General features: G+C 70.6%; 29 protein-coding genes. 24 read left to right on the top strand and 5 right to left on the bottom strand.

Annotated elements, in window-relative coordinates; all coding sequences use genetic code 11:
• The first annotated feature begins 19 nt into the window (after nucleotides 1-19).
• The 4 genes from B118_RS0112350 (at nucleotide 20) to B118_RS0112335 (ending at nucleotide 4,377) form a co-directional block, all read left to right on the top strand.
• Nucleotides 20-787, top strand: coding sequence for an ABC transporter ATP-binding protein (locus B118_RS0112350; protein WP_028192837.1), 768 nt, complete (start codon nucleotides 20-22; stop codon nucleotides 785-787).
• Nucleotides 772-2,463, top strand: coding sequence for a hypothetical protein (locus tag B118_RS0112345; protein ID WP_028192836.1), 1,692 nt, complete (start codon nucleotides 772-774; stop codon nucleotides 2,461-2,463). The genes B118_RS0112350 and B118_RS0112345 overlap by 16 nt, the downstream gene beginning before the upstream one ends.
• 113 nt (nucleotides 2,464-2,576) lie before the next feature.
• A complete protein-coding gene (locus tag B118_RS0112340) occupies nucleotides 2,577-3,128 on the top strand; it encodes an RNA polymerase sigma factor (RefSeq protein ID WP_018221975.1) in 552 nt (183 codons plus the stop codon).
• Nucleotides 3,121-4,377 carry a hypothetical protein gene (locus B118_RS0112335; protein ID WP_028192835.1) on the top strand — a complete coding sequence of 419 codons (1,257 nt, stop codon included), beginning with the start codon at nucleotides 3,121-3,123 and terminating at the stop codon, nucleotides 4,375-4,377. Before B118_RS0112340 ends, B118_RS0112335 begins: the two co-directional genes overlap by 8 nt.
• 104 nt (nucleotides 4,378-4,481) lie before the next feature.
• Here the strand turns inward: B118_RS0112335 and B118_RS30280 are convergent, their stop codons facing one another.
• Nucleotides 4,482-4,670 carry a DUF397 domain-containing protein gene (locus B118_RS30280; RefSeq protein ID WP_033668122.1) on the bottom strand — a complete coding sequence of 63 codons (189 nt, stop codon included), beginning with the start codon at nucleotides 4,668-4,670 and terminating at the stop codon, nucleotides 4,482-4,484.
• On the bottom strand, nucleotides 4,667-5,455 hold the full coding sequence (locus tag B118_RS0112330) for a helix-turn-helix domain-containing protein (RefSeq protein WP_018812304.1): 789 nt from the start codon (nucleotides 5,453-5,455) through the stop codon (nucleotides 4,667-4,669). The genes B118_RS30280 and B118_RS0112330 overlap by 4 nt, the downstream gene beginning before the upstream one ends.
• Before the next feature lie 192 nt (nucleotides 5,456-5,647).
• Here B118_RS0112330 and B118_RS32810 point away from each other — a divergent pair, with 192 nt between their 5' ends.
• The 12 genes from B118_RS32810 (at nucleotide 5,648) to B118_RS0112275 (ending at nucleotide 16,656) form a co-directional block, all read left to right on the top strand.
• Nucleotides 5,648-5,872 (top strand): hypothetical protein, encoded by a 225-nt coding sequence (locus tag B118_RS32810; protein ID WP_080642634.1) that lies wholly within the window; start codon nucleotides 5,648-5,650, stop codon nucleotides 5,870-5,872.
• A 131-nt stretch (nucleotides 5,873-6,003) separates the two neighbouring features.
• The gene (locus B118_RS0112325; RefSeq protein WP_027646266.1) at nucleotides 6,004-6,711 is read left to right on the top strand and encodes a flavin reductase family protein; all 708 of its coding nucleotides are present in this window, start codon (nucleotides 6,004-6,006) and stop codon (nucleotides 6,709-6,711) included.
• A 135-nt stretch (nucleotides 6,712-6,846) separates the two neighbouring features.
• Entirely contained in the window at nucleotides 6,847-7,215 is a 369-nt protein-coding gene (locus tag B118_RS0112320) for a DUF485 domain-containing protein (protein WP_028188352.1), read from the top strand.
• Nucleotides 7,193-8,866 carry a solute symporter family protein gene (locus tag B118_RS0112315; protein ID WP_027648384.1) on the top strand — a complete coding sequence of 558 codons (1,674 nt, stop codon included), beginning with the start codon at nucleotides 7,193-7,195 and terminating at the stop codon, nucleotides 8,864-8,866. Before B118_RS0112320 ends, B118_RS0112315 begins: the two co-directional genes overlap by 23 nt.
• Nucleotides 8,867-9,012: 146 nt before the next feature.
• The gene (locus B118_RS0112310; protein ID WP_028192834.1) at nucleotides 9,013-9,990 is read left to right on the top strand and encodes an NAD-dependent epimerase/dehydratase family protein; all 978 of its coding nucleotides are present in this window, start codon (nucleotides 9,013-9,015) and stop codon (nucleotides 9,988-9,990) included.
• Between the two features lie 69 nt (nucleotides 9,991-10,059).
• Entirely contained in the window at nucleotides 10,060-11,316 is a 1,257-nt protein-coding gene (locus B118_RS0112305; protein WP_080678047.1) for an LCP family protein, read from the top strand.
• Nucleotides 11,317-11,545: 229 nt separating this feature from the next.
• Nucleotides 11,546-12,487, top strand: a complete 942-nt coding sequence (locus B118_RS0112300; RefSeq protein ID WP_018221966.1) for an LCP family protein — start codon at nucleotides 11,546-11,548, stop codon at nucleotides 12,485-12,487.
• Nucleotides 12,488-12,535: 48 nt separating this feature from the next.
• Nucleotides 12,536-12,871: a rhodanese-like domain-containing protein gene (locus B118_RS0112295; protein ID WP_018221965.1), complete on the top strand. Its 336-nt coding sequence runs from the start codon at nucleotides 12,536-12,538 to the stop codon at nucleotides 12,869-12,871.
• 9 nt (nucleotides 12,872-12,880) lie between these two features.
• Nucleotides 12,881-13,672 (top strand): glycerophosphodiester phosphodiesterase, encoded by a 792-nt coding sequence (locus tag B118_RS0112290; RefSeq protein WP_018812309.1) that lies wholly within the window; start codon nucleotides 12,881-12,883, stop codon nucleotides 13,670-13,672.
• 54 nt (nucleotides 13,673-13,726) lie between these two features.
• Nucleotides 13,727-15,184, top strand: a complete 1,458-nt coding sequence (locus B118_RS0112285; protein ID WP_028192833.1) for a sensor histidine kinase — start codon at nucleotides 13,727-13,729, stop codon at nucleotides 15,182-15,184.
• 61 nt (nucleotides 15,185-15,245) lie between these two features.
• Nucleotides 15,246-15,710 carry an ATP-binding protein gene (locus tag B118_RS0112280; RefSeq protein WP_027658326.1) on the top strand — a complete coding sequence of 155 codons (465 nt, stop codon included), beginning with the start codon at nucleotides 15,246-15,248 and terminating at the stop codon, nucleotides 15,708-15,710.
• A gap of 61 nt (nucleotides 15,711-15,771) precedes the next feature.
• On the top strand, nucleotides 15,772-16,656 hold the full coding sequence (locus tag B118_RS0112275) for a DUF5926 family protein (protein ID WP_018221961.1): 885 nt from the start codon (nucleotides 15,772-15,774) through the stop codon (nucleotides 16,654-16,656).
• A 32-nt stretch (nucleotides 16,657-16,688) separates the two neighbouring features.
• Here the strand turns inward: B118_RS0112275 and B118_RS0112270 are convergent, their stop codons facing one another.
• Nucleotides 16,689-17,909: an arginine deiminase gene (locus tag B118_RS0112270; RefSeq protein WP_018221960.1), complete on the bottom strand. Its 1,221-nt coding sequence runs from the start codon at nucleotides 17,907-17,909 to the stop codon at nucleotides 16,689-16,691.
• Nucleotides 17,910-18,069: 160 nt separating this feature from the next.
• Between B118_RS0112270 and B118_RS0112265 the strand changes: the two genes are divergently transcribed.
• From B118_RS0112265 to pheA, 5 genes are all read left to right on the top strand, one after another.
• A complete protein-coding gene (locus tag B118_RS0112265) occupies nucleotides 18,070-18,780 on the top strand; it encodes a hypothetical protein (protein WP_026185574.1) in 711 nt (236 codons plus the stop codon).
• 141 nt (nucleotides 18,781-18,921) lie between these two features.
• Nucleotides 18,922-19,380: a hypothetical protein gene (locus B118_RS0112260; protein WP_018221958.1), complete on the top strand. Its 459-nt coding sequence runs from the start codon at nucleotides 18,922-18,924 to the stop codon at nucleotides 19,378-19,380.
• 75 nt (nucleotides 19,381-19,455) lie between these two features.
• A complete protein-coding gene (locus B118_RS0112255) occupies nucleotides 19,456-19,839 on the top strand; it encodes an ACT domain-containing protein (protein WP_018221957.1) in 384 nt (127 codons plus the stop codon).
• 267 nt (nucleotides 19,840-20,106) lie between these two features.
• Nucleotides 20,107-20,592 (top strand): hypothetical protein, encoded by a 486-nt coding sequence (locus B118_RS0112250; protein ID WP_026185573.1) that lies wholly within the window; start codon nucleotides 20,107-20,109, stop codon nucleotides 20,590-20,592.
• A gap of 9 nt (nucleotides 20,593-20,601) precedes the next feature.
• The gene (pheA, locus tag B118_RS0112245; RefSeq protein ID WP_018221956.1) at nucleotides 20,602-21,552 is read left to right on the top strand and encodes a prephenate dehydratase; all 951 of its coding nucleotides are present in this window, start codon (nucleotides 20,602-20,604) and stop codon (nucleotides 21,550-21,552) included.
• Between the two features lie 75 nt (nucleotides 21,553-21,627).
• On the opposite strand, the gene B118_RS0112240 is transcribed toward pheA, so the two are convergent.
• On the bottom strand, nucleotides 21,628-21,972 hold the full coding sequence (locus B118_RS0112240; RefSeq protein ID WP_018727698.1) for a metallopeptidase family protein: 345 nt from the start codon (nucleotides 21,970-21,972) through the stop codon (nucleotides 21,628-21,630).
• 196 nt (nucleotides 21,973-22,168) lie between these two features.
• Between B118_RS0112240 and B118_RS0112235 the strand changes: the two genes are divergently transcribed.
• Both B118_RS0112235 and B118_RS0112230 read left to right on the top strand, forming a co-directional pair.
• Nucleotides 22,169-22,909 (top strand): hypothetical protein, encoded by a 741-nt coding sequence (locus B118_RS0112235; protein WP_028192832.1) that lies wholly within the window; start codon nucleotides 22,169-22,171, stop codon nucleotides 22,907-22,909.
• A gap of 204 nt (nucleotides 22,910-23,113) precedes the next feature.
• Nucleotides 23,114-23,935 (top strand): HAD family hydrolase, encoded by an 822-nt coding sequence (locus B118_RS0112230; protein WP_018221953.1) that lies wholly within the window; start codon nucleotides 23,114-23,116, stop codon nucleotides 23,933-23,935.
• Nucleotides 23,936-23,955: 20 nt separating this feature from the next.
• On the opposite strand, the gene B118_RS0112225 is transcribed toward B118_RS0112230, so the two are convergent.
• Nucleotides 23,956-24,573, bottom strand: coding sequence for a bacterial proteasome activator family protein (locus tag B118_RS0112225; RefSeq protein WP_026185572.1), 618 nt, complete (start codon nucleotides 24,571-24,573; stop codon nucleotides 23,956-23,958).
• A gap of 79 nt (nucleotides 24,574-24,652) precedes the next feature.
• Here B118_RS0112225 and B118_RS0112220 point away from each other — a divergent pair, with 79 nt between their 5' ends.
• Complete coding sequence (locus B118_RS0112220) at nucleotides 24,653-25,447, top strand: alpha/beta hydrolase family protein (RefSeq protein WP_018221951.1); 795 nt, start codon at nucleotides 24,653-24,655, stop codon at nucleotides 25,445-25,447.
• The last annotated feature ends 7 nt before the right edge of the window (nucleotides 25,448-25,454 follow it).

Below are 25,454 nucleotides of genomic sequence, written 5' to 3'. Positions count from 1 at the left end.
GGCTACTACGGTCGTACCCATGACAGCAGAGCAGCCCCCCGCCCTCGCGCTGCGTGGTCTGGTGAAGCGCTTCGACGCGAAGACGGCGGTGGCCGGCGTTGACCTGACCGTGCCGGCCGGCTCGTTCTACGGGCTCCTCGGACCCAACGGCGCCGGCAAGACGACCACGCTGTCAATGGCCGTGGGGCTGCTCCGACCAGATGCCGGCGGTGCCTGGGTGCTCGGCCACGACGTCTGGGCCGACCCGGTACGGGCGAAGCAACTCCTCGGCGTCATGCCCGACGGCATACGCCTCTTCGACCGGCTCAGCGGCGCCGAGCTACTCGCGTACCACGGCCTGTTGCGTGGCATGGACCCGGCGGTGGTCGACCAACGCGCGGCGGAGCTGCTGGACGTGCTCGCGCTCGCCGACGCCGGGCGGACCCTGGTGGTGGACTATTCGGCCGGGATGAAAAAAAAGATCGGCCTGGCCTGCGCACTGCTGCACGGCCCCCGGCTGCTCGTGTTGGACGAGCCGTTCGAGGCGGTCGACCCGGTGTCGGCGGCGCTGATCCGCGACATCCTCGCACGGTACGTCACCGGCGGCGGCACGGTCGTCTTCTCCAGTCACGTGATGGAGGTCGTGGAACGGCTCTGCTCGCACGTGGCGATCCTCGCCGACGGCGCCATCAAGCGGGTCGGCACCCTGGACGAGGTCCGCGGGGAGCAGACGCTGGAGCAGGTCTTCGTGACGGTCGTCGGTGGACGCACCGCGACCGGTGAGGAGCTGGCGTGGCTGTCGCGGTGACCGACGCGGGATCCGACGTGGGGGCGGGTCGGCGGGTCTCGGCCTGGCACTTCGTCCGGCTCAAGCTGCGGGTGCTGGGCAACAACTTCCGGGGACAGGGTTGGCGAGTCGGCCTCTTCGCGGTCGGCGCGGCCGTTGGGCTCTGGTCCGCTGTCTTCGGCTTCTCCCTCTTCGCCGCCCCGGGCCTCGCCGGCAACGACCAGTACGCGACGCTGCTGGCGGCCCTGGGCGGCGGTCTGCTGGTGCTGGGCTGGCTCCTGCTGCCGCTGATCTTCTTCGGGGTCGACGAGACGCTGGACCCGGCCCGCTTCGCGCTGCTTCCGCTGCCCCGCCGGACCTTGGTCACCGGTCTCTTCGCGGCGGCGCTGGTCAGCGTCCCGGCGGTCGCCGGGCTGCTGGCCTCCAGCGGTTTGATCTTCACCGCGGGTATCTTCGGCGGATGGCCGGCCGCCCTCACGCAGGCGGTCGGGGTGCTGGCCGGCCTACTGCTCTGCGTCGCCGCTGCCCGCGCCATCACCAGCGCCTTCGCCACCATGCTGCGTTCGCGTCGGGTTCGCGACCTGGCCGCGGTCCTGCTGGCCGGGGCTGCCGCCCTGATCGCGCCGGTGCAGCTGGCCGCCGTCGCCGCGCTGCGGGACACGGACTGGGACCGGCTGGCCGCGGTGGCGGCGGTGGTCGGCTGGACACCGTTCGGCGCGCCGTGGACGATCGGCATCGAGGTCGCGCAGGGGCGGGTCTGGGCCGCACCGGTGAAGCTGCTGATCACGGCGGTGACCGTGGTGGCGCTGCTGGTCTGGTGGTCCCGCTCGCTGGAGTCGGCGATGATCGGCACCGCGAGCAGCGGCCGGACGTCAACCCGGTCACCGGCGACCGGCACCGCTGTCACGCAGCTCTTCCCCCGGCTGCTGGACTGGCTTCCCCGGGGCCGCTTCGGCGCGTTGGTGGCGCGGGAGGCGCGGTACTGGTGGCGGGACGCCCGCCGACGGGCGAACCTGATCACGCTGGCCGTGGTCGGCCTCTTCGTCCCGGTCATGCTCAACCTCGGCAGCGCCAGCCTCACCAGGGGCGGCGGCACCCCGGAAAGCTCGTCCCCGGTCCTGGTCACTCTCTCCATGGTCTTCGTCGGGGTGCTCGCCGCCGCGACCCTGGCCAACCAGTTCGGCTTCGACGGCAGCGCGTACGCGGCGCACGTGGTGGTGGGGGTGCCCGGCGCGGTGGAGCTGCGGGCCCGGATGGCGGCGTTCTCGCTCTACCTGCTGCCGCTGGTTCTGGTCATCTCCGGGGTGCTCGCCCTCCTGGTGCTGGGGCAGCCGGGGTGGATCGGCCTGACGGCGGGGAGCCTGCTCGCCACCTTCGGCGCCGGGCTCGCGGTCAACACCCTGCTGTCGGTACTCGGGGCGTACTCCTTGCCGGAGACGAGCAACCCGTTCGCGATGAACAGCGGCGCCGGGGTGGCCCGCAGCTTCCTGGCCATTCTGTCCATGCTCGCCTCGGCGGTCGCGGTGATCCCGATGGTGGTGGCCGCCGCGCTCCTCGGCGACGTCTGGCTCTGGCTGGCCCTGCCGGTCGGCGCGGCGTACGGGCTGGGGGCGGCGCTGCTCGGCGCCTACCTGGCCGGCGACGTGCTGGACCGGCGTCAGCCCGAACTACTCGCGACCATCACTGCCCGCCGTTGAGTAAGTTCCCGGCCCCGGCTAGCCGCAACCATCGATCGGGGCAAGGAGTCTGCTGAATAGAGCCGCGCGATCAGCGGCCAGCCAGCAGGGGGGACGCCAACGTGACGGTAAGCATGCCCGGCCCAGGAGACACCCGGGAGGAACCGCCGCCCACAGTCGCCGAGGACACCGGCAGCGTGGTCGACAGTTTCGAGGAGTTCTACGCCGCCACCTTTCAACCATTGCTGCTCCAGCTCTACGCCTACACAGCCGACATCGACCACGCCCACGACGCAGTCCAGGAGGCATTCAGCCGAGCCTGGCCCCGCTGGAACAAACTCGTCCACTACGACCACCCAGCAGCCTGGATCCGCACCGTCGCCATGAACGTCACCCGCAGCCGCTGGCGCCGGCTGCGCGCCGCCCGCGCCCACGCCCGGTTCCGCCACGACGACACCACCGAAGGACCCAGCCCAGACCGGGTAGCACTAGCCCACGCACTCGCCACCCTGCCCGAAAAACAACGGCGAGCAATCGTGCTCTTCCACATAGCCGACCTCAGCATCACCGAGATCGCCACCCAAGAAGCAACCACCACCGGCACCGTCAAGTCCTGGCTACACCGAGGCCGCGCCGCACTCGCCACCGCACTCTCCGACCCGGGGACGGAGGAAACCAATGCCTGAAAACAACAACACCCCACACCTCGACAACATCTTCACCGCATACACCTCCGGCGGACCACTGGCAACCCCAGCCGGCGCCGCCGCCGCACAACACGTCGCCCGCCGCCGCCGCACCACCCGCATCGTCGCCGCCGGCGTCCTAGCCATAGCCGTACTCGCCGCAACCCCAGCAATCGCCGCAACCTGGACCACCCCAAACCCACCCGCACCACCCGCAGACACACCAACACCAACCACACCGACCCCATCGAACTCCACCACCCCAACCGCCACCCCCAGCCCATCAGTCACGACCCCCACCGCTGCGGCACCCCCTGATGGCCGGATCAGCAAAGAACAACTGGGCAACACCACCCTCGACCTACCCGAGTGGCCCGAGTACCTGAAAGAACACTGCCCCGCCGGGCGGGTGAAGTTCTCCGACGGCACCGCGCAGCTGGCGCCCGAGTCGGAACTCCGGATCACCATCTCCGAGGTCGTCCACGCTGACCTCGATCAAGACGGGGCGAAGGAGACGGCCGCACTGATCAACTGCAGCGGGATTGAGCTGGGTGAGTCGCGGGTCCTCGCTTTTGACCGATACGCCTCCGACACCATTGTGACGATGGGTCTGGTGACCGGGCACACCGGCGACATCGCTTGGATCAGGGGGATCCGCGCGAAAGGCACCGCCGTCGAGGTGGAGGTTCTGGACGCGGCCGGCGAAGGAGTCGTGGCCGGGTTCGCGCAGTCGCAGTGGCGGGCCTACTCCTGGTCAGGCAAGGGCTTCGTCCAGTCGGGCGGGCCGAGCGCCTTCCCACCGAACCCGCGAGTCACCGACCTCTCCATCAGCGGGGGTGACGTTCAGTTCGTCCCGGACGGCGCGGACACGGCGACTGGGACGCTGCGCCTGACCATCAGCAACCAGGGGCCGCAGCGAGCCACCGACCCCTATCTGAGGGTGGATCTGCCGGCGAAGGTCACGATCACCTCGCTACCCGCGAAGTGCGAAACATCGAAAACCCCGAGCGGTACGCGCTATCGATGCTGGCTGCCAGCACTGGCGGCGGGTGCCGACTCCGTCGTCAACCTTCCGCTGTCCGCACCGCAGTCCGTACTCGGAGGGGCGCAGCCCAGTCAGTGGTACGCCACCATCGTCTGGGGTTTCACCGGGACAGAAACCGGAGACGGCGAAGGCTGGCCCTACCCCGAGCCCGACGGCGCCGAGGGCGACAACTCAGCGAAGGGAAACCTTCTCCCAGCCCCGTGATCAACGCACGAAGCCGCCCAGCGATCGCCACCTCGGTCACTGGGCAGGCGGTGCGTCCTCCGACCGCCGCCACGTCAGACGCAGCCGGGCGGGCCCACTGCCGGTCAGCGGAGGCGGGTAGCGGCGACGAACCTGCGCCAGGACTCGGGACCAAACGTCAACGCAGGGCCGAGCCGGTCCTTGCTGTCCCGCACCAACACCACCCCGGCCAGATTGTCCGCCACCTCAACACAGTTGCCCCCGGTGTCCCCAGAGCGGGTTGACGTGCGCCAGCGCGGTTCAACAGCAGTCATGACGTCACCTTCAGCTTTCGAATCATGTCCAGCGAAGTGCTTGTGGACAACGCCTCGCCCAGCACGCTATCCCATTTGCGGTTGATGAAGCGGACTGTCTCAGGGTCGTTGACCACATGCCCGCGCGCAGCGTTTTCTAGATAGATCGCTTGCTCGCCGTCGGCCAGCTCAACCAACACGAAACCTCCGGATAGGCCGACGTGCTCGCCAACGCTGAGTGGCACAACGTGCAGCCGGAGTTGCGGCAGCTCGGCCACCTCCAGCAACTGGTCAAGCTGAGCATCAAACACAGCCGGTCCACCGACTGGTCGACGAATTGCCATCTCGTCCATCAGGAAGACCGCCTGCGACAGTGGGGGATCCCGGTACAGCAGTCGCTGTCGCTCCATGCGGACAGTGACCAGCTCGTCTACTGCGGGAGCTTGCTGTAGCCCGCCAGCCGAGATCACCGCCCGGGCGTACTCCTCGGTCTGGAGCAGGCCCGGCACCAGACACGGTTCAAAGGCGCGCAACCGGGTCGACTGCTGCTCGTAGCCCCGCCACGCCACGAACCAGGAGGGTCCTCGCTCCTGGTCAGCCTCCTTGAGTAACTCGGCGAGGAGGCCACCAGTGTCCAGCGCCTCATCCGCGGCGACCGCCAGCTCCATGGTCGGGCGCCGTCGACCAGTCTCGATGGCGGCGATCAGGGATGGGCTCCACCTGATCATCGCTGCCAAGCCCTCTTGAGAAACGTTGGCAGCGGCACGGGCCGCCTTGAGCGCTCGGATCCACATCTCGAACTTCATCGCTCACCTACCTGGTAAGTACGTGACCGCGTTCTGTAGTAAGCACTGGCATCCTCCCCTGCCCGGGCCACCGAGTCCAGGGTGGAAGCTGCGCGGCCCGGCTGGTGGAGGCGACGCCCGGCAGCTGGTCCTGCGTCGGGTCGCCCTGAGCACTCCCGGGTCGGGGCGACCCACCACCTGGAGGAGGCAGCGATGCTCAGACTGTTCCGACGAAACGGCGCTCTGCGGTGGTACCGGCGCAGGGGCCGGCCGGCGGCGGCCAGCACGTGGGGGGCGACGGCGGTGGGGCGGGCGACGGCTCCGCCGCAGCAGCCGCCCGCGTGGGCCAGCTGGCCGACGGTGGCGTCACCCCAACCGGGCCGAGTTGGTTGGCTGACCCCAGCGCAGACCTGGCGGGCCAACGGTGGCCGCTGGTGAGCGGAGCACGACCGCCAAGGGGCCGCCCGGCGGCGGGCCGAGGGGTGCCACACGTACCGATGCGCCCGCTCTGGCGGTGTCGGGCGTGTGGCGCCCCCTGGCCCTGCCAACCGGCGCGACTCGCGTTGTTGGTGGAGTACCGGCACGATCGACCGGCGCTCCTCGTCTACCTGGGAACGCTGCTCGCGGAGGCGGCGACACAGCTGGCGCCGCTGCGCCGGAGTGAACTGTCGGACGGGCTGCGGGAACGCTTCGTCGGCTGGGCGCGGGCCGGGGACGGCAGAATGTTCCACGTGAATCATGAGCCGGGCGCTGACATCCACCACACCGACCCGTTCGCCGTTCCCGCCGGCCAGCGGTCCCCCGTACGCCGGTTGCGGGGTCGGCTGGCGACGCCGGTGACGCTCTGGACAGCGCCCGGCCCGGCCGGGCTGACGGTGTCGTCAACGCTGGTGGCGGAGGGTGAGCCGGACCGGCTACTCGGGTTGGTCGACCCGGAGTCGGAGCTGTGGGCGGCGGCCGAGGCGGCTGGGCGCTTCGCGGTGGCGCCACTCGGCCCGGCACACCGGCAGCTCGCCGACCGCTTCGCCGGGCTCTTCCCGTCGCCGGGCGGCCTCTTCGCCACCGGCGACTGGACCGACACCGCGTACGGCCCGGTGCCGTCGGACGCCGGCGGCTGGACCGGCTGCCGCCTCGACACCGCCCGGGAGTACGGCTGGGCGCTGCTGGTGGAGGCCACGATCGTCGCCGTCGAGCTGGTCGAGGAGGCGGAGCCGCTGCTGCATTACCGGGGCCGGTACCGCGAGATCACCGGAAGCGGTCGCCGGTCGTCGGAGTGAGCCAGGTCACTGGGCGCAGCCACGGTGCCGTTCGGCGCAGCTGACGACCGGCGACGATCGCCGCCTTCCGGGACCGGTAGCGGATTCCCTACCGTGCGCGAAACCCCGGATACCTGTGAAGGTGGTGAGCCACGGATGTCCACAGACACACCCGCGTCCGACCCGGCCGAGTCGACGGCGGAACGCTATCTGGCCGTGCAACGGTCGGCTGAGTTCGCCGGGTTGCGGCGCGCCTTGCGCGGCTTCGTCTTCCCGATGACCGTCGCGTTCTTCCTCTGGTACGCGCTCTACGTGATCCTGTCCGCGTACGCGCGGGACCTCATGGGCACGAAGATCGTCGGCAATATCAATGTGGCACTGGTCTTCGGTCTGCTCCAGTTCGCCTCCACCTTCCTGATCGCCTGGCTCTACTCCTGGTACGCCGCCCGCCGGATCGATCCGGTGGCGGACCGGATCCGCGCGGAGATCGGGGAGGTGCCCCATGACCACGGTCCTCGCGGCTGAGGCGGGTGACAGCACCGCCCGGAACCTGACCCTCACGCTCTTTCTCGTCTTCGTGGCGGTGACGCTGGCGATCACGGTGTGGGCCAGCCGGCAGACCAAGACCGCCACCGACTTCTACGCGGGTGGCCGCTCCTTCTCCGGCTTCCAGAACGGCATGGCGATCGGCGGCGACTACATGTCGGCGGCGTCGTTCCTCGGCATCGCCGGCCTGATCGCCCTCTACGGCTACGACGGCTTCCTCTACTCGATCGGCTTCCTGGTCGCCTGGCTGGTGGCGCTGCTGCTCGTCGCCGAGCTGCTGCGCAACTCCGGCCGCTACACGATGGCCGACGTGCTCGCCTTCCGGATGCGGCAGCGTCCGGTACGGACGGCCGCAGCGGCCTCCACCATCACGGTCTCGATCTTCTATCTGCTCGCCCAGATGGTCGGTGCGGGGGCGCTGGTCGCGCTGCTGCTCGGCATCAAGCCGGGCACGACCTTCCTCGGCCTGGACGCAGACGCCGCCAAGATCGCCACGATCATCATGGTCGGCGCGCTGATGGTCACCTACGTGACGGTGGGCGGCATGAAGGGCACCACCTATGTGCAGATCGTGAAGGCGTTCCTCCTGATGGGCGGCGCCGTCGTGATGACACTGCTGGTGTTGGCGAAGTACAAGTTCAACCTCTCCGACCTGCTCGGGGACGCGGCGGACGCCTCCGGCCAGGGCGCCGCCTTCCTCGAACCGGGGCTGCGGTACGGCGTCGAAACCCCCGGCGACGCCCTGAAAACTATCTACAGCAAGCTGGATCTGCTCTCCCTCGGCGTCGCGCTGGTGCTCGGCACGGCCGGCCTGCCGCACATCCTCATCCGCTTCTACACCGTGCCGACGGCGAAGGCCGCCCGGAAGAGCGTCCTCTGGGCGATCGGCATCATCGGCACCTTCTACCTGCTCACGCTCGCTCTCGGCTTCGGTGCCGCGGCGCTGGTGGGAAGCGAGGCGATCACCGCGCAGGACCGGGCCGGGAACACCGCCGCGCCGCAGCTGGCCGAGGTGTTGGGGGTGGACTTCCTCGGCGGGGAACTGGGCGGGGCGACCCTGCTGGCGGTCATCGCGGCGGTCGCCTTCGCGACGATCCTGGCGGTCGTCGCCGGCCTGACCCTGGCCTCCTCGTCCAGCCTGGCGCACGACTTCTACGCCAACGTGGTCAAGAACGGCACCGCCTCCGAGCGGCAGGAGGTGGCCGTGGCGCGGATCTCCGCCCTGGTAATCGGCGCGATCTCGATCGTTCTCTCCATCTTCGCGCAGAACCTGAACGTCGCCTTCCTGGTCGCCCTCGCCTTCGCGGTGGCTGCGTCGGGCAACCTGCCGGCGATCCTCTACAGCCTCTTCTGGCGGCGGTTCAACACCAACGGCGCGGTCTGGGCCATCTACGGTGGCCTCTTCGCCGCGGTCTTCCTGGTCTTCTTCTCCCCGGTCGTCTCCGGTTCACCGACCGCGATGTTCCCCGACCAGGACTGGCAGTGGTTCCCCCTGTCCAACCCGGGCCTGCTCTCCATCCCGTTCGGTTTCCTCTGCGGCTGGTTCGGGACGGTGATCTCCAAGGAACGCGACGATCAGCGCTACGCCGAGTTGGAGGTTCGCTCGCTCACCGGCGCGGGCGCGCACTGACCGTCCCGGGGCGGCGACATCGCGGTCCGGGCGGCGACACCCCTGGGCCGAGCCGGCGACACCCGGGCGGGCCGGGCGGGGCGACGATGCCCCGGCCCGGCCCTTCCGCGCCGGGCGGGAACCGACTGCTCGGTAGGGTGGCCGCCATGAAGGTTGTGCAACGCTTCGGCCCCGGTCATCGCATCCTCGTCACCGGCGGGGCGGGTTTCGTCCCCTCCCACCTGGTGGACGCCCTCCTCGCCCGTGGCTGCACGGTCGTGGCGGTGGACAACTTCGTGACCGGGTCCAAGGAGAACGTCGCCCATCTGGCGGAGACGTCGACCTTCACGCTCGTCGAGGCGGATATCTCCGACGGGCTTCCCGAGCACCACCCCGCCCTCGCCGAACGGTTCGACGCCATCCTGCACATGGCGTCGCCGGCCAGCCCCACCGACTTCGAAAAGCTGCCGGTGGAGATCCTCCGGGTCGGCTCGGTCGCCACCCTGCACCTGCTGGACCGGGCGGTCGCCGACGGTGCCCGGTTCCTGCTGGCCTCCACCTCCGAGGCGTACGGGGACCCGTTGGAGCACCCCCAGCGGGAGACGTACTGGGGCAACGTCAACCCGATCGGGATCCGGAGCGTCTACGACGAGTCGAAGCGGTTCGGCGAGGCGGCGACGATGGCGTACCACCGGAGCCGGGGAGCCGATGTCGCCATTGTCCGGATCTTCAACACCTATGGTCCACGGATGCGGCCAGACGACGGCCGGGCGATCCCGACGTTCATCGCCCAGTCCCTGCGCGGCGAGCCGATCACCGTGCACGGCACCGGGGACCAGACCCGCTCCATCTGCTACGTCGATGATCTGGTGCGGGGCATCCTGTTACTGCTGAACTCGACCGAGACCGGGCCGGTCAACTGCGGGACCGAGCACGAGCTGAGCATGCGTCGACTGGCAGAGTCGATCGTGTCACTCTGCGGGAGCAACTCCGAGGTGACCTACGTCACCCGGGCCGCGGATGATCCGAAGATGCGTCGACCGGATCTCACCCTGGCCCGGGAACTCCTCGACTTCGAGCCGGAGGTTACGCCCGAGGAGGGCCTGCGCCGCACGATTGCATACTTTCGCGACCGGCTCGGGTAGCCGCCCACGGCGGCCCATCGCCAATTCGGGTGCCACCGGCTTACAGCATCCCGACGTACCCTGACTCGCATGTCAGCGACCACCGCCGCCGCTTACCCGCTCCCGCACCTGAGCCGCAGCTCCGGGCGGGCGCGGGTGGCCGGCCCCAGCGCCACCGGACGTGCCCGCCCCGCGCCGACCGGTTGGCACCCCGCGCCGACCGGACCGACCGGACCGACCGGTGGCGGGCCCCTCGGCCCTGGCGGTCCCGGTGGCCCCGGCGGCCCGGGTGGCCCGGGTGGCCCGGGGCGGCCGGGTGGTCGCCCCAGGCCGGGGCGGCGTGGCCCGCGTCCTCGCTGGGGCCGGATCGCGCTGGTGGCCGGAGTCGCGGTGCTGGTGTGCGCGCTGCTCGCCGGCACCGGGGCCTGGTTCTACGCTCGCGGCCTCGACAACGACCTCGACCGGACCAATCCGTTCCCGCCCGGGGAAACCGAGGACCGACCGGTCAAGACGGTTGATGGTGCGCTGAACATCCTCCTCGTCGGCACGGACTCCCGGGATCCGGACGCGCCGATGGACCAACGCGGCGAGTGGCGCGCCGACACGATCATCGTGCTGCACATTCCCAGCGACCACCAGGAGGCATACCTGGTGTCGATCCCCCGTGACCTGTACGTGCCGGTCCCGGAGAGCGCGAGCGCCGACTGCGACTCGGGGCAGCGGAGGAAGATCAACGCCGCTTTCGCGTTCGGCGGCCTCCCCTTGGCGGTCCGCACCGTAGAGTGTTTCACCGATGTCCGCCTCGACCATGTCATGGCGATCGACTTCGGCGGGTTCGAAGAGGTCACGGATGCGCTCGGCGGCGTTGATCTCACCGTGGAGAAGACGATCACCTCAATCCACAAGCCCTACCGAACCTTCACCGAGGGTGTCAACCACATGGACGGCGCCGAGGCGCTGGACTGGGTCCGGCAGCGCAAGCAGTTCCCCCGGGGCGACTTCGACCGAATGCGGCACCAGCAGGAGTTCCTGCGCGCGCTGATGGGCAAGGCGGCCAGCACCGGAACGCTCACCAACCCAGTCAAGATGAACGACTTCCTCAAGGCCGTAACCGCCGCGGTCACCGTTGACGAAGACTTCTCCCTGATCGACATAGCCCTCCAGTTCCGCAGCCTGCGGGGGGAGAATCTGACCTTCGTGACCAGCCCGCACAACGGCAGCCAGACCATCAACGGCGAATCAGTCGTGATCTCCGACCGGGAGCAGGCGCTCGCGATGTACCAGGCCATCTCCGCGGACAGCATGGCCGACTGGGTCGCGACGAACGAGAGCGACGCCGACAGCTGACCCCGCACGCCGGGGCAGCGCCGCCAGCGTCGACCCGACCGGGTTGGGATCCAGCGAACGGACCCGCCGGTGGCGTGCCGAACCGTAGCCTGATGCGAGGATTACTCACAGACGGTGGCGGGGAGGAACCACGTCCAGGTCGAGGGGCGGACGGGAGCGGGCCGACGCGGGCGTCCGGCGCGGACGGCCACGTTGGCCCCGCCTCCTACTCGGCGTCGGCCTCGCGCTGGTGATCCTGGCCAGCGTCGCCGCGGTCGGCCTCTACCGGCTCGCCCATCGGTACGACCAGACGGTGACCCGGGAGGAGCTGCTCGACCCGGACGCCCGGCGGAGCCGGACCGACCTGGACGGTCCGCTGAACTTCCTGCTCATCGGGACCGACCGGTGGCGAAGCAGCAGCGCCACCGCCGACCGAAGGTCGGACACCATCCTCATCGTGCACGTGCCGGCCGGCGGGCGGGAGGCGTTCCTGATGTCGGTGCCCCGGGACCTTCGGGTCATCATCCCCCCGGCCCCCGGCTTCAGCGGCGGGGTAGACAAGATCAACGCCGCGTACCAACACGGCGGTGGCGGAGCATCCGGCACCCAACTCCTCTCCGCGACTCTCGCCCAGCTCACCGGCATCCGCTTCGACGGCGCAGTCAAGGTCGACTTCTCCGGCTTCCGCGACGTCATCGACCATCTCGGCGGCGTACGCATCTGCGTCGACACCGAGTTCCGCTCCATCCACACCGACCGGGTGTTCACCCCCGGGTGCCAGGAGATGGACGGCGGCACCGCGCTGGACTTCGCTCGCCAGCGCTACGACCTGCCCAACGGCGACTACGACCGGCAGACCCACCAGCAACAGCTCCTCCGGGCGATACTGCAGCGCACCTCCGAGACCTCGATCCGAACCAACCCGGTCCGCCTGGACCAGGTGATCCGAGCGGTCGGCAACTCGCTGACGGTGGACACCAACGGCGTACTCCTGGCGGATCTGCTTCTCGCGCTGCGGGACCTGCCGGCGGACGCCCTACGGGGGATCCGGCTGCCGTCCTACCCGCAGACCATCGACGAGGTCTCCTACGTCGTCCTGGAGGAGGGCGGCGCCGGGATTTTCACCGCGATCCAGAACCAGCGGGTGCCGCAGTGGGCCCGGGCCAACCCCCGGTGGGTCACCCAGCTCTGACCAACCGGCAACACCCACCCGAAGCGCCCGGCCCCTAAGCTGGAGGCCGTGTTCGGACCCCGCGTACCCACCGTGACCGTGACCGAAATCAACGACGATGCGTACCTGCTCGATGTCCGCGAGGACGACGAGTGGCTCGCCGGCCACGCACCCGGCGCCCATCACCTGCCGATGACCCAGCTCGCCACCCGGTTGTCCGAAGTGCCCGACAACCGCGAGGTGGCCGTCATCTGTCGATCCGGCGGGCGCTCCGCACAGGTCGTCACCTACCTTCTGCGCAACGGCTGGGAGCAGGTAAGCAACGTCGAGGGCGGGATGGGCGAATGGGCCGCCACCGGCCGGCCGGTGGTCGGCGGCGACGGACAGCCCGGCCGAGTCCTGTAGCCGCGCCTCATGGCCCACCCCCTGGTCTTCGCCCACCGCGGCTCGTCATACGACCTACCGGAACACACGCTGGCCGCGTACCTGCGCGCCCTCGACGAGGGCGCCGACGGGTTGGAGTGCGATGTTCGGCTGACCCGCGACGGGCACCTCGTCTGCGTACACGACCGTCGCCTGGACCGCACCAGCAACGGGCACGGCCCGGTCAGCACCCGCACGCTCGCCGAGTTGGAAGGGCTCGACTTCGGGTCCTGGCACCCGGGACCCGCACGAGCCAACGGCGACGAGGTGCTGGACGAGTCGTACCTACGGCTGCTCACCCTGGATCGACTCCTGGAAGCGACTCGCGCCGCCGGCCGGCCGGTCCGGCTGCTGATCGAGACCAAACACCCGTCCCGGTACGGGCGACACGTCGAGCGCCGGCTGGTCGCGCTGCTCGAACGGCACGGACTGACCGTGCCAAGACCCGACCACCCGCTCCAGGTCACCGTCATGTCGTTCTCGCTGCTGGCGGTGCGGCGGCTCCGTGCGCTGGCCCCCGCGCTACCCGCCGTGCTGCTGTTGGACAGGCTGCCGCGCGGGTTTCGGCTGAATCGGTTGCCGTTCGGCATCCAGATCGCCGGTCCCGGCCTCGCGCTGATGCGTGCCCACCCCACCCTGGTCCCCGCGCTGCAGGCAGCCGGCAACCAGGTGTACGTCTGGACCGTCAACAAACCCCGCGACCTGGAGCTGGTGCTGGACGCCGGGGTGGACGGCATCATCACCGATCGGCCGGCTCCCACGCTCACCCGACTCCATGGCTGAGCGTGGGACCAACGGACCTGTCCCGGATCCGGCCGGCGGTGCACACTCGGGGGCATGCCGAGACGCACGGACTTCTCTGCTCTGATCAACGGCCACGCCGCGGTGATCGAACTGATCAACTCCGGCGAGGCCGGCGCACCGGCACTCCGCCAACTCCTCCGGGTGACCCAGCAGGCACTGGGGGCCGCCGGGATGGCCTTCGTCGAGTTCACCTCCACCGGTGGACGGGTGATCGCCGCCACCGGCACCGCCGAACGGACCCTCGGCCAACCCCTGCCGGCAGACGACCCGAACGTCATCTGTCTGCTCTCCGGACCCCGAGTCCACCAGCTCGACACGGACCGCCTATGCGGCCGGCTCGGGACGAACTTCACCGGCCCGGCCAGGTCCCAGATGGTGGTGTCCCGCGCCGAGATCAGCGGGCACACCGTGGGCAGCCTGCACGCCCTCTACCCCGCCGCTGAGGATCAACCGGGCCCGGACCACCAGTGCGTAATCGCCTACGTCGCCTCCTGCATCGCCCATCTCTACGGCGACCAGCGCGGTCTGCCGGTGCACGTTGACGGACCGATCGTGGCCGCGCTCGCCGATGGCCTGGCGGTGGTCGACCGCGAGGCCCGCGTCCAGCTCTGGAATCCCGCCGCCGTCCAGATCACCGGCCACGCGGTCACCGACGTACTCAGTCGGCCCGCGCCGTTCCCCCTTCCCCCACCGGGGCAGGCACTCGACCATCGGCTGCCGGACGGTCGCTGGCTGCGGATCGCCTCGGAAGAGCTGCCGGGGCCCGGAACGCTCCGCGTGGTCACCTTCCGCGACATCACCGACGAGCAGCAGAGCATCGCCGACCACGACCTCTTCGTCGCGGTGACCAGCCACGAGCTGCGTACACCCGTGACTGTCATCAAGGGGTACGCGGACACCCTCACCGATCACTGGGAGGCACTCAGTGACGCCGACCGGCAGCTGGCCGCCCAGAAGATCGGGCAGCGCGCCAACGAACTGGCCCGCCTCGTCGACCGGCTCCTCTCCTCCACCGCCGAGGCGGGCGCCGGCGGAACGCCGCCCGCCCCGTACGACCTGGGCGACGCCCTGCGGGCGGCGGTGACCGAACTCCCCGCCGAGCTACGGCGCCGGATCACCCTCACCGCACCGGTCGGCCTGCCCTGGGCGCTCGGTCACCGGGCCAGTCTGGCGACGGTCCTCACCGAACTGTGTACGAACGCCGGCAAGTACTCACCCCCCACCAGTCCGATCACGGTCACCGCCGGTACCGACGGAGAGACCATCTCCGTCCGCGTCGCCGACCAGGGCATCGGCATCCGTCCAGAGCACGTGGAGCGCGCGTTCGACCAGTACTGGCAGGGCGATTCCGGCGACGGCCAGCGCCTTCCCGGAGCCGGGCTCGGCCTCTTTCTCGTCCGTCGCATCGTGGAGCAACAGAATGGACGGGTATGTCTCCGGCCGAAGGCCGGTGGCGGTACGGTCGCAGAGGTACGACTACCCCATGGGTGACCAAAAGCGGTGGGGGTGAAGGGCGACGGTGTTGACGGAGAGTCCCGAACGGACGTGGTGCGTGGTGGTTCCCCACGACGGGGTGGGAGCCCGGCAGGCGCGGCACTGGCTCGCCGGCGAGCTGGGCACCGCCGTACCGCCAGCGCTGCTCGCGGATCTCGTGGCGGTCCTCGCGGAGCTGGTGGGCAACGCCGTACGGCACGCCGACCCACTTCCGGGCGGGGTGATCCGGGTGGGTTGGCGGCTGCGCCCCACCCCGATCGGCCCGCGGATCTTCTTGCGGGTGACTGACGGTGGTGCCCCTGTCGAGCCGCGGATCCGGGCTATCGATCCCGACGCACCCGACGGCCGTGGCCTGCACATCGTCGCCGGTTTGTCCAGCCGCTGGGGTGTTGACCAGGATGGCCTCGGGCAGAGCGTCTGGGCTGAGTTCGAGCCGGCCGGAAGTCCGACCGAGCCGGTCGGACCGCAGGCCGAGCCGGTCGGCGGCAACGCTTTCGACGGACCGGATCTGGTGATCGCCTGACCGGCGAGGCCGGGTGGGTCCGACCCCCGTCCGCCCACGCGGCCCTCTAGGCTGTCCGACCGTGAGCAAGCGTCGAAAGAGCCAGCGGGCCGCGGACACCACCGGGAAACGGGAGAAGGTGCGGGACATCTTCGTGCCCCGCCCCTTCGAGGGCCTGACCGACGAGCCGGAGTGGATCGCCCTACGCGAGCTCGTGCCGGCCGCCACCGCACCACTGCGCCTCGCCCCCGACCTGGTGACCGAGTTCGGCGAGCGGGAGGTCCTGCTGGCCACCGTCCTGCCGGTGGCGGCACCGGCGATGGTGCAGCCAACCGGCCGGGTCCTGCTCGGCCTCCAGCGGCATCAACAGTCCGGTGACGTCTCCCGGGACCTGGCCGAGGCGTTGCTCTGCGCGCTGCGTACCGAGCCGGGCCGCCAGGTCGGCGTGCCGCCGCTGCCCGGCCCGGGGCCCCGACTGCCGGACGTGCTGGTTGATGCTCCCCTGGAGATCACCCTGCACAAGAGCTTCCAGTTCTGGCTCGACCCGGACTCGGCCGCCGATCCGACCGTGCAGGCGTCGCTGGAGCGGGCCGACGCCGCGATCTACCCGACTGTGCGGCTCACCGCGGCCCGCGCCGCCTACTGGTGCCAGGTCTCGGAGAAGGCACACGTCCGGTGGGTGCTCCCCGACGACGAGGACGCCGCCCTGGATGCGCTGGCCCGCCTCAGCGTGGCCGGCACCCTGACCCTGGGCGAGGAGACGAAGTTCGCCGGAATGTTCCGCGCGCACGGACGCCTCGTGCCGGTCTGGGACCTTCCGGAGGAGACCCCGGCCGGCCACTGGGAGCAGCCGGTGGCCGAGTTCGCCGAACGCTACGCTGCGGCCTTGGCAGCCGCCACCCCCCTGGATGCGGCGGCCCGGCGGGCGCGGCACGGGCTCCTCGGCCGCCAGCTCGCCCTCCGCTGAGTCCGCGCGGCCGGCGGAGGCGCGCGGCCGGCTCAGTCTCCCCGGCCGAGGGGGGCGCGGAGTAGCGGGCAGGACATGCACCGGGGGCCGCCCCGCCCGGAGCCCAGCTCCGAGCCGGCGATCGGGACGACCTCGATACCGGCTCGCTCAAGCTGCGCGTTGGTCTCTGTGTTCCGCTCGTAGCTGACGCAGAGCCGGGGCGCCAGGGCGAGGGTGTTGTTGCCGTCGTCCCACTGTTCCCGCTCGGCGGTCACCGGATCCAGGCCAGTGTCGATCACCCGAAGCTGGTCCAGTTTCATCGCGTCCGCTGCGGCCCGCAGGAACGGCGCTGGTCCTTGCACCCGCGGATCGTCGCCGCCCGTCCCGGCGATCACCGTGTACGCGACGAGCGTGCTGGCGATGTTCGGGTACATCAGCACCGCATCGGTGTCCACCATCGTGCAGACGGTGTCGAGATGCATGGTGGCCCGCTCCTGGGCGATCGGTACGACCAGGATGGTGTGCGCCAGCTCCGCGGCGAAGACCTGGCGGGAAAGCCGCTCGGCACCCGCTGGCGTGGTCCGCTCGCCCACCCCGACCGCCAGCACTCCGGGGGCGAGCAGCAGCACGTCCCCACCCTCCAGATGTTCCATCCCCGGGTGGTACGCGAACTCGGTGCCGGCGAAACGTGGATGGTGGCGGTAGATGATGTCAGTCAGCGTGCTCTCCCGCCGGCGGGCGGGCATGGCCAGGCTGGTGACGGCGGCCCGACCGCCGATCCAGACCGAGGAGTCGCGGGTGAAGAGCAGGTTTGGCAACGGGTCGATGACGAAGTCGTGCCGGTCCATCAGCTGGTAGACCAGGCCGCCGGGGCGCTCCCGGGTGATCCGCAGTTCCTCGTGGGCCAGACCGGCGATGAGGACACCGGCCAACGTGGCCGGGTCGAGGTAGGCGAGGTGGGCGGCGACCCGGGCGCGTAGCTGGTCGCCGAGCCGGGGCGAGCGCAGCACCTGCTCGGTCAGCTCGGCCCGCGCGTCGTCGCCGGCGAGGGTCTCGGTGAGCAGCTCCGCCAGGTGCAGCACCTCCACGTCGCGCTCGCGCAGCACGGCGGCGAACGCGTCGTGCTCCTCCTGCGCCCGGCTGACCCAGGGGATCGCGTCGAAGAGCAGCGAACCACTGTTGCGGGGGGTGAGCCGGGCGAGCTCGGGACCGGGGCGGTGCAGCAGGACCGTACCCAGGCGGCCCACCTCACTGTCCACGTAGTGGCTCACCATCGCAGCCTAGAGCCTGAGTTCTTGGTATCCGGCGAAACAACGATGGATGAACACGGCATTCATCCGCACTCACTCCGGCGCTCCAACTTGCCCTCTCAGGGGAGTAGCGACGTAGGGTAGCGGGGACATAACTTCGAGGGACCTTTTGCCGGAGGTCGCGATGACTGTCTACCCTGCTCGCCGAGCCGCACCCTCCGCCCAGGCGTTGCCGCCCATGGCGGTGCCGCATCCTCGGGTGGATAGCCCGGGCGCTCTCGCCCCACCCCGCTCCTCCCCCCTCGAGTGGGCCCGCCGCCGACGGGCCGAGCGGGGCGCACGGCGGCTGGAGGCAGCCGGAGCACGGGCTCTGGGTCGACTCGACCAACTCGGTCCGGCCTGGCACGTGATCGAATGGCCGCGTACCGACTCGCTCGATCTGCTCCACGACGCCGCCGAGGACGAACGCGCCGGCTTTCTCGTGATCGGCCCGAGCGGGCTCCACGCGGTCACCATCGTTGATCACGGTCGGGCCCGGGTGTTGGTGGCCGGGGAGGTCGTACAGATCAACGGCAAGCGCCCGGCCTACGTGGCCGAGGCCCGCAAGGATGCCAAGCGGGCGAGCAAGGCCCTCAGCAACGCGGTTGGGCTACCCATCCCGGTGACGCCGGTGCTGACGTTCGTCGGCTCCGGCGTCATCAGCGTGTACGGCCTCCCGGAGGACTGTCTGATGGCCACCCACCGGGAACTGGACCGGCTCCTCGTCGCCGCGGGGAACCGAATCAGCCCGGAAACCGCGGCCAAGCTGTCCCGGGTCGCGCAGCACCCGGGCACCTGGCGCAACGGCAGCTACCGTCCGGCGGCCGACTACCGGTGGTATGGCGACGGCAGCTGACAAGCCGGGGCACCGGCGGTACCGTCGGTGGGTCACGGTCCAAATCACCACCAGTGAGCTGACGGTTGCCGGCACGGTCAGCGAAAATGCGTCGGGTCACGCTAGCGTGGGCAGACCGTCTGGGTTTAGGTAGGAGGTGCGGTGGCCCACGTCGAACTCTCGCTCTCAGAAGTCCGCGTGCCGACGGTGGTGGCACCGACAGAGCAGGAGTACGACAACGTCACCTCCTGGTCGGTAGCCGTCTCCCAGGCAGACGAGCCCTGCCTGCTCATCGCTGCCGACACTCGTGTGGTCGCCGTATCCGCCGCCGGGTCTCAACTCCTCTTTCTCGGTGACTGTCGGGACGTGATCGGGCAACCACTACTCGACGGTAGCCTGCGGTTACTCGATTTCACCGCCAACCGGGGCGAGCTGACCGAGCCGGAACTCGACAAGATCCCACCGCTCCTCGCCATCACCTCCGGCCGCCTGGCCCGCGGGCTGCTCCGGATCAAAGGGGTGTCGGCGGGGGCGCCGGACGCCACCGTTGACGCCATCTCCACCCCGGTGCACCACGCCGGTGTAGCCGTCGGCTCCCTCACATTCTTCTCCGAGGTCTAACCCGGAGCACTGCATGTGGCGTGCGCCGCACGCGGTGTGCTGGGTAGGAACCGCCCGAGGCCGTAAGGTGCCCTCATGCTGGATCTCGCTCTGCTGCCGGGTGATTACGCCGTCTGCCGTCTGGCGGCCGGCTCTGCCCTGCCGCCCGGCCTGTCGGGCGGGCTGAGCGACGATGACGTGGTCACGGTGAGCTGGACCACCGATGGCGTGTCGGTGATCTGTCCCGCGACGCGCGCACCGGCACAGACCGAGACCACCTGGCGCTGCCTACGCCTGGTCGGCCCCTCCGACCTCGCACTCTCCACCGGCTTGGCCGCTCTCATCGACCCGCTGGCCGACGCCCGCGTCTCCGTGGTTGCCTTCTCCACCCACGACACCGACTACCTGCTGGTCCCGGCGGTCCGCCTCGATCAGGCCGTCACCGCGCTCGAGCGAGCCGGGCACCGGGTCCGCACCTAGCCAGGGCTGGGTCGCGTTGGCCTCGCGGGTCCGCACCTAGCCAGGGGCTGGTCGCGTTGGCCTCGGTCGAGAAGAGGCCCGGTTGAGGCTTCACCGGACCAGCGGACCCTCCTACGATGGGTCTCCCATCCGCTGCACTTATTCATGTCGATTTGAGGATCGTCCGTGCCGTCCGGACTCCGCCCCGCTGCTCCCGCTCCGCCCACCGACCGGCCCCGGACCGGACCACCGACCCGGCGTGGCCGGTCGCAGATCCCGGCCGCGACCGTGGGTGGGCTGGTGGCGCTCCTGGCGGTACTGCTCACCTCGGGCTGCGGCACCCCGCCCGAGCTGCGCGACCCCCAGCCGAGCCAGTCAGCCCGGTCCACCTCACCCAGCCCGACCGACGCCGCGACCACCACTGCGGCACCGTCGCCGACGGGGGCGTCCACCCCGACGGCCAGCAGCACGCCGGTCGCCGTCCGGTGCCCCGCCGGACCGTCCAGCCAGCAGGTGACCGACCTGGTGCGCGGGCAGGACCTGCTCCCCGCCGACGCCCGGGTACGGTTGCTGACCGGGCCGCTCTGCGCCGACGACTGGCACTACACCGTCCTCGCCGTCACCGGCTACGAACCGCTCCAGGTCGTCAGCCGCGGTTCCGGCACCGCACCACGCCTGGTCACCGCCGGCACCGACGTCTGCACAGCGGAGGTACGGGTAACCTCCCCAACCGGCATCCGGACCCTGGCCTGCGACGCCAGCTCGGGTACGTAGGCTGTCGCCATGCCGGGAACACCGCCGACCCGCTTTGTCTACCTCGGGCCCGAGGGCACCTTCGCCGAGCAGGCGCTGCGGACCATCCCCGCCGCCGAGCGGGCCAACCGAACGCCCGCCCGCAGCGTCGGCGAGGCGCTGGAGAGCGTACGGGTCGGTGCCGCGGATGCGGCGCTGGTACCGCTGGAGAACTCCATCGGTGGCGCGGTCGGGGTGACGCTGGACGAGTTGGCCGAGGGCGAGCCGTTGGTGATCACGCGGGAGGTGATCCTGCCGGTGGAGTTCGTGCTCGCCACCCGCACCGGCGGGCACCTCGGTGCGGTGCGCAGCGTGGCCGCCCATCCCCAGGCGTCAACGCAGTGCCGGGCATGGCTGCACGCCCATCTGCCCGACGCGGCGGTGGTTGACGTGCTCTCCAACGGTGCGGCGGCGGTCGGGGCCGCCGCTGGCGACTTCGACGCGGCGATCTGCGCTCCGATCGGCGCAGCCCGACACCGGCTCGCGGTACTGGCCGAAAAGATCGCCGACCACCCGGACGCGGTGACCCGGTTCGCGCTCTTCTCGCGGCCGGGGCCGCCCCCGCCGCCCACGGGGGACGACGTGACGTCGCTGGCGGTGTACATCGCCCACGACCGGGTGGGCGCGCTGCTCTCCGTGCTGATGGAGTTGGCCGTGCGCGGAGTCAACCTGACCCGGATCGAGTCCCGGCCAACCGGCGAGGCACTCGGCCGGTACGTGTTCTTCCTCGACTGCACCGGTCATCTGGCCGATGCCCGGCTCGGCGAGGCGCTACAGGGATTACGTCGGGTCTGCGCCCAGGTGCGCTTCCTCGGGTCGTACCCCCGGCACCGCTGGACCGGCGGCGGAGGTGAACGGCCAGCCCCGGCGGGGCCCGTTGACGCCGACTATGTCGACGCCGCCGCCTGGCTGGCCCGGCTGCGTAGCGGGGATCTCAGCTGAGACCGGTCGCACAGTTTCTGGCCACCCCCGCCCGGCGCCGGGCCGTGGCCGACCTGTTCCGGGCGACCCGACGGCTCAACCCCAGCCCAACTCGTGCAGGCGCTCGTCGTCGATGCCGAAGTGGTGGGCGATCTCGTGCACAACCGTGACCGCCACCTCCTCCACCACGTCCTCCTCGGTGTCGCAGATGCGCAGAATCGGGTTGCGGTAGATCAGGATGCGGTCGGGCAGCACGCCCGAGTAGTCCCAGCCGCGGTCGGTCAGGGCGTGCCCCTCGTACAGGCCGAGTAGCTCCTCGCCGGGGGGTGGGGCGTCCTCGACCAGGATGACCACGTTGCTCATCAGACTGAGCAACTCCTCGGGTACCTCGTCGAGCGCGTCGCCGACCAACTCCTCGAACCGCTCCCGGTTCATCTCCATGGCCACCGCCCCATTCTGCCGGTACCCGAGCTTCTGCCGGGAAGCCCCGCCCCGGCGGGGAAGGCAGACAGGCGGCGAGGGAGGCGGACAGGCGGCGGGGAGGCGGACAGCCGCCGGGGGAGGCGATTCGGTCCGAACCGGCGCTGGCTGGTTGTGCCATGATGCGGATCAATCTCATCGATGAGAAGGGCCTCCGATGGATCCGAAGCAACCCATCCCCCGGCAGGAAGACCGCTCCGATGAGATCGCCGGTGGGCAGTGGGGCGGGGACGCTCCTCGACTATCGGGCCACCGGCGCTCGATCACCCAGCTCCTCCGTAACCGAGGCCTGCCACTCGTTCTCGCCGGGCTCGGGGCCGTCGCCGGGCTGGCCTCGCTGACGCAAACGTGGGTGGTGCAGCACCTGCCCGGTATCACTCCCGGCGGGGATGCGTTCCAGATTCGGGAGACGGTTGACCGGACGGGTGGTCTCGGCCTCGCCTACCTGGTCGGCATCCTCGGTCTGGCGGTGGCGGTCGCCCTCGCCCTGTACGGCACCGGAGCCACCCGGCCGAACGCCCGCATCGCCGGCCTGGCCCTGGCGGCTGCTCTGCTCGCGGTGCTGGTCGCTGGGATGACCACGATCGGCGACCGAGACGAAAACGCCGGCTACTTCCCCGGCCAGGTGGGTGTCGACACCGAATACGGGCGGGGGATGGTCGCCGCCTTACTGACCTGCGCACTACTCGGGGCTGCCGTGCTGCTCGCCCCGGCCGCCGGCAGGTCCGAGCCGGAGGCCGGTGCGGCAACACCGGAGGCCGGGGCGACAACACCGGAGGCCGGGGCGACAGCGCCGGCCCGACGACCGCGTGCTCCCCGCCGCGCCGCAGCGGACGACCTGCCGCCCCCCGCCGACCTCACCGTCCGCCCGACCGCCCCGTTCATCCGCCCGGATTGATCGAGCCACGCCACCGGGCACCACCCGCGCCACGGGCCTACCCGACCACCGGTTCGGCCCTGCCGCCCCGCCACCCGTTGGCGCCGGATTCGCCGATTGGCCATGGTTGGCGCCGCCTCCGCGAGGTACGGTTGCTGCCCGCCGTAACGCCGGGTCACACAACCGTGACGACTGGCCGTAGCGGTGGCGGGCGAAGGAGGAGCCATGGTCCGCCCGGGATTACCGAAGTTGATCGCCACCGATCTGGACGGGACGCTGGTCCGCAGCAACAACACCGTCTCCGCGTACACGCACGAGGTGCTCGACCGGATGCGCGCCGCCGGCATCCCGATGGTCGGCGCGACCGGTCGCGGACCACGGCTGACCGAGCTGACCCGTAACGACATCCGCGCCGCCGACTTCCTGGTGATGGCGAACGGCGGCTGGGTGGTGGACCAGAGCGACCCGGACGGGCCGTTGGTGCTCCGCGACGAGTGGTTCTCCGGTGCGGTGCTGGCGGAGTTGCTGACCGAGTTGGAGGCAGCGGTCGGCCCGCTGACCGTCATGGTGGAGTCGTCCGGCGAGTCCAACGCACCGCTCTGGGGGGACTACCACGCGAGTTGGCCGTACCCAGAGCTGTTCGAGGCGCGCAGCCGCGCCGAGTGCCTCGCCGGCAACGTGATCAAGGCTTTCGCCCGGACCGCCGACCACCACACCGATGAGCTCCTAGCGATGGCCCGGCGAATCATCCCACCGCACGCTGCCTCGCTCACCCAGGCGGGCCTGGGCTTCATCGAAATCTGCCCGCCCGGTGTGGACAAGGCGACCGGGCTCCAGGTGGTCGCCGAACGGCTCGGCGTGGACCCAGCGGAGGTGCTGGTCTTCGGCGACCAGCCGAACGACCTGCCGATGTTCTCCTGGGCGGGGTGGGCCCGGGTGGCGGTGGCGAACGCGCACCCGGCCGTGCACGCGGCCGCCGACGAAGCCACCCTCCGAAACGACGACGACGGAGTCGCCGTCTACCTTGACCGGCTCCTGACCCGCTGACAGCCCCCGGGCCGCACCGATCAGAGGTACTGGCCGGTGCTGTGCCCCTCACCGCCCGCCGGCTGCCCCATCCCGGGCATGCCGGGCGCGATTCCGCCCGGCCCGCTGGGGAGGGCCTGCCGGCCGGAGCGCATCTGCTCCAGCTGCACCCGGGCCGCCATCTGTTGGGCGACCAAGGCCGCCTGGATGCCGTGGAAAAGCCCTTCCAGCCAGCCGACGAGCTGCGCGTGGGCGATCCGCAACTCGCTCTCGCTGGGCGCCTTCTCCTCGGTGAAGGGCAGGGCGAGACGCTCCAGTTCCTCCCGCAGCTCGACGGCGAGCCCCTCCTTGAGCTCGACGATGGACCGTTCGTGGATCTCCCGCATCCGGTGCCGGCTGGCGTCGTCGAGCGGGGCGGCCTTGACCTCCTCCAGCAGCTGCTTGATCATGCTGCCAATCCGCATCACCTTGGCCGGCTGCTCGACCAGTCGGGCCGGGTCCTCCTGGCTATCGTCGGTCTGCACCGTGCCCACCGGACGGCCGTCCGGTCCCACCACCACCACGGTGCCGGACCGGGCAGCATCGTCCTGGCCCTGCTCGTCAGCCTGGTCCTGCACGTCGTTCTGTCCTGCGGACTGCGCTTCGGTCATGGCACCCATCTTTCCCCAGCCGCCGGCGGCGGTGCCCTCCGGGAGCAACGATCAGCGCCGATCGGGGCAACCCGCTACCGTCACCGGTATGTCCAGCGACCCGCGTGCCGTGCTCACCCGTCCCGCGCCGGCCCCGGAGGTCACCGTCGCCTACGGCCCCCATCCGGACCAGGTCGCGGATCTGCGCCGGCCAACCGGTGCCGGGCCGGCCGAGCGGCTCGTGATCGTTGTGCACGGCGGCTTCTGGCGAGCTGAGTACGACCGCCGGCACACCGCGCCGCTGGCGACCGCGCTGGCCGGGCTCGGCTTTCCGGTGGCGCAGGTCGAGTACCGCCGGACCGGGCAGCCCGGCGGTGGCTGGCCAGGAACCATGGTCGACGTCCTGACCGGGGTGTCCGAGCTACCCCGACTGACAGCCGAGGCCTTCCCCGGTGCGGTGGCGACCGGCCCGCCGATCCTCATCGGTCACTCGGCCGGTGGGCAGCTGGCACTCTACGCCGCCGCCACCCGGCCCGCCGTGGTCGGCGGGACCCTCGCCCTGGCCCCGGTGGCGAACCTGGCCGAGGCCTACCGGCTGGACCTGGACACGGGTGCGGTGGCCGCACTGCTCGGCGGCGGTCCGACCGAGGTACCGGGCCGCTACGCGGCCTGTGATCCGCGTTCACTGCCGCCCCCTAAATCACGGACAGTAGTCATACATGGCACCCTCGACGAGCAGGTGCCGGTCCCGATGAGCCGAGAATTCGTTGCCGCCGGGCACGCCGCTGGCGGCAACGTCCAGCTTATAGAGCTGCCCGAGTGCGAACATTTCGGCCTCATCGACCCAGAGTCAGCGGCCTGGCCGGAGGTCGTCCTCGCATTACGTTCCCTCACCAAAATCTAGGAGCTGG

Origin of the sequence: Salinispora pacifica CNR114, assembly GCF_000514775.1 — a bacterium.
GTDB classification, from domain to species: Bacteria; Actinomycetota; Actinomycetes; order Mycobacteriales; family Micromonosporaceae; genus Micromonospora; species Micromonospora pacifica.
This window is presented reverse-complemented; position numbering and strand designations above follow the sequence as displayed.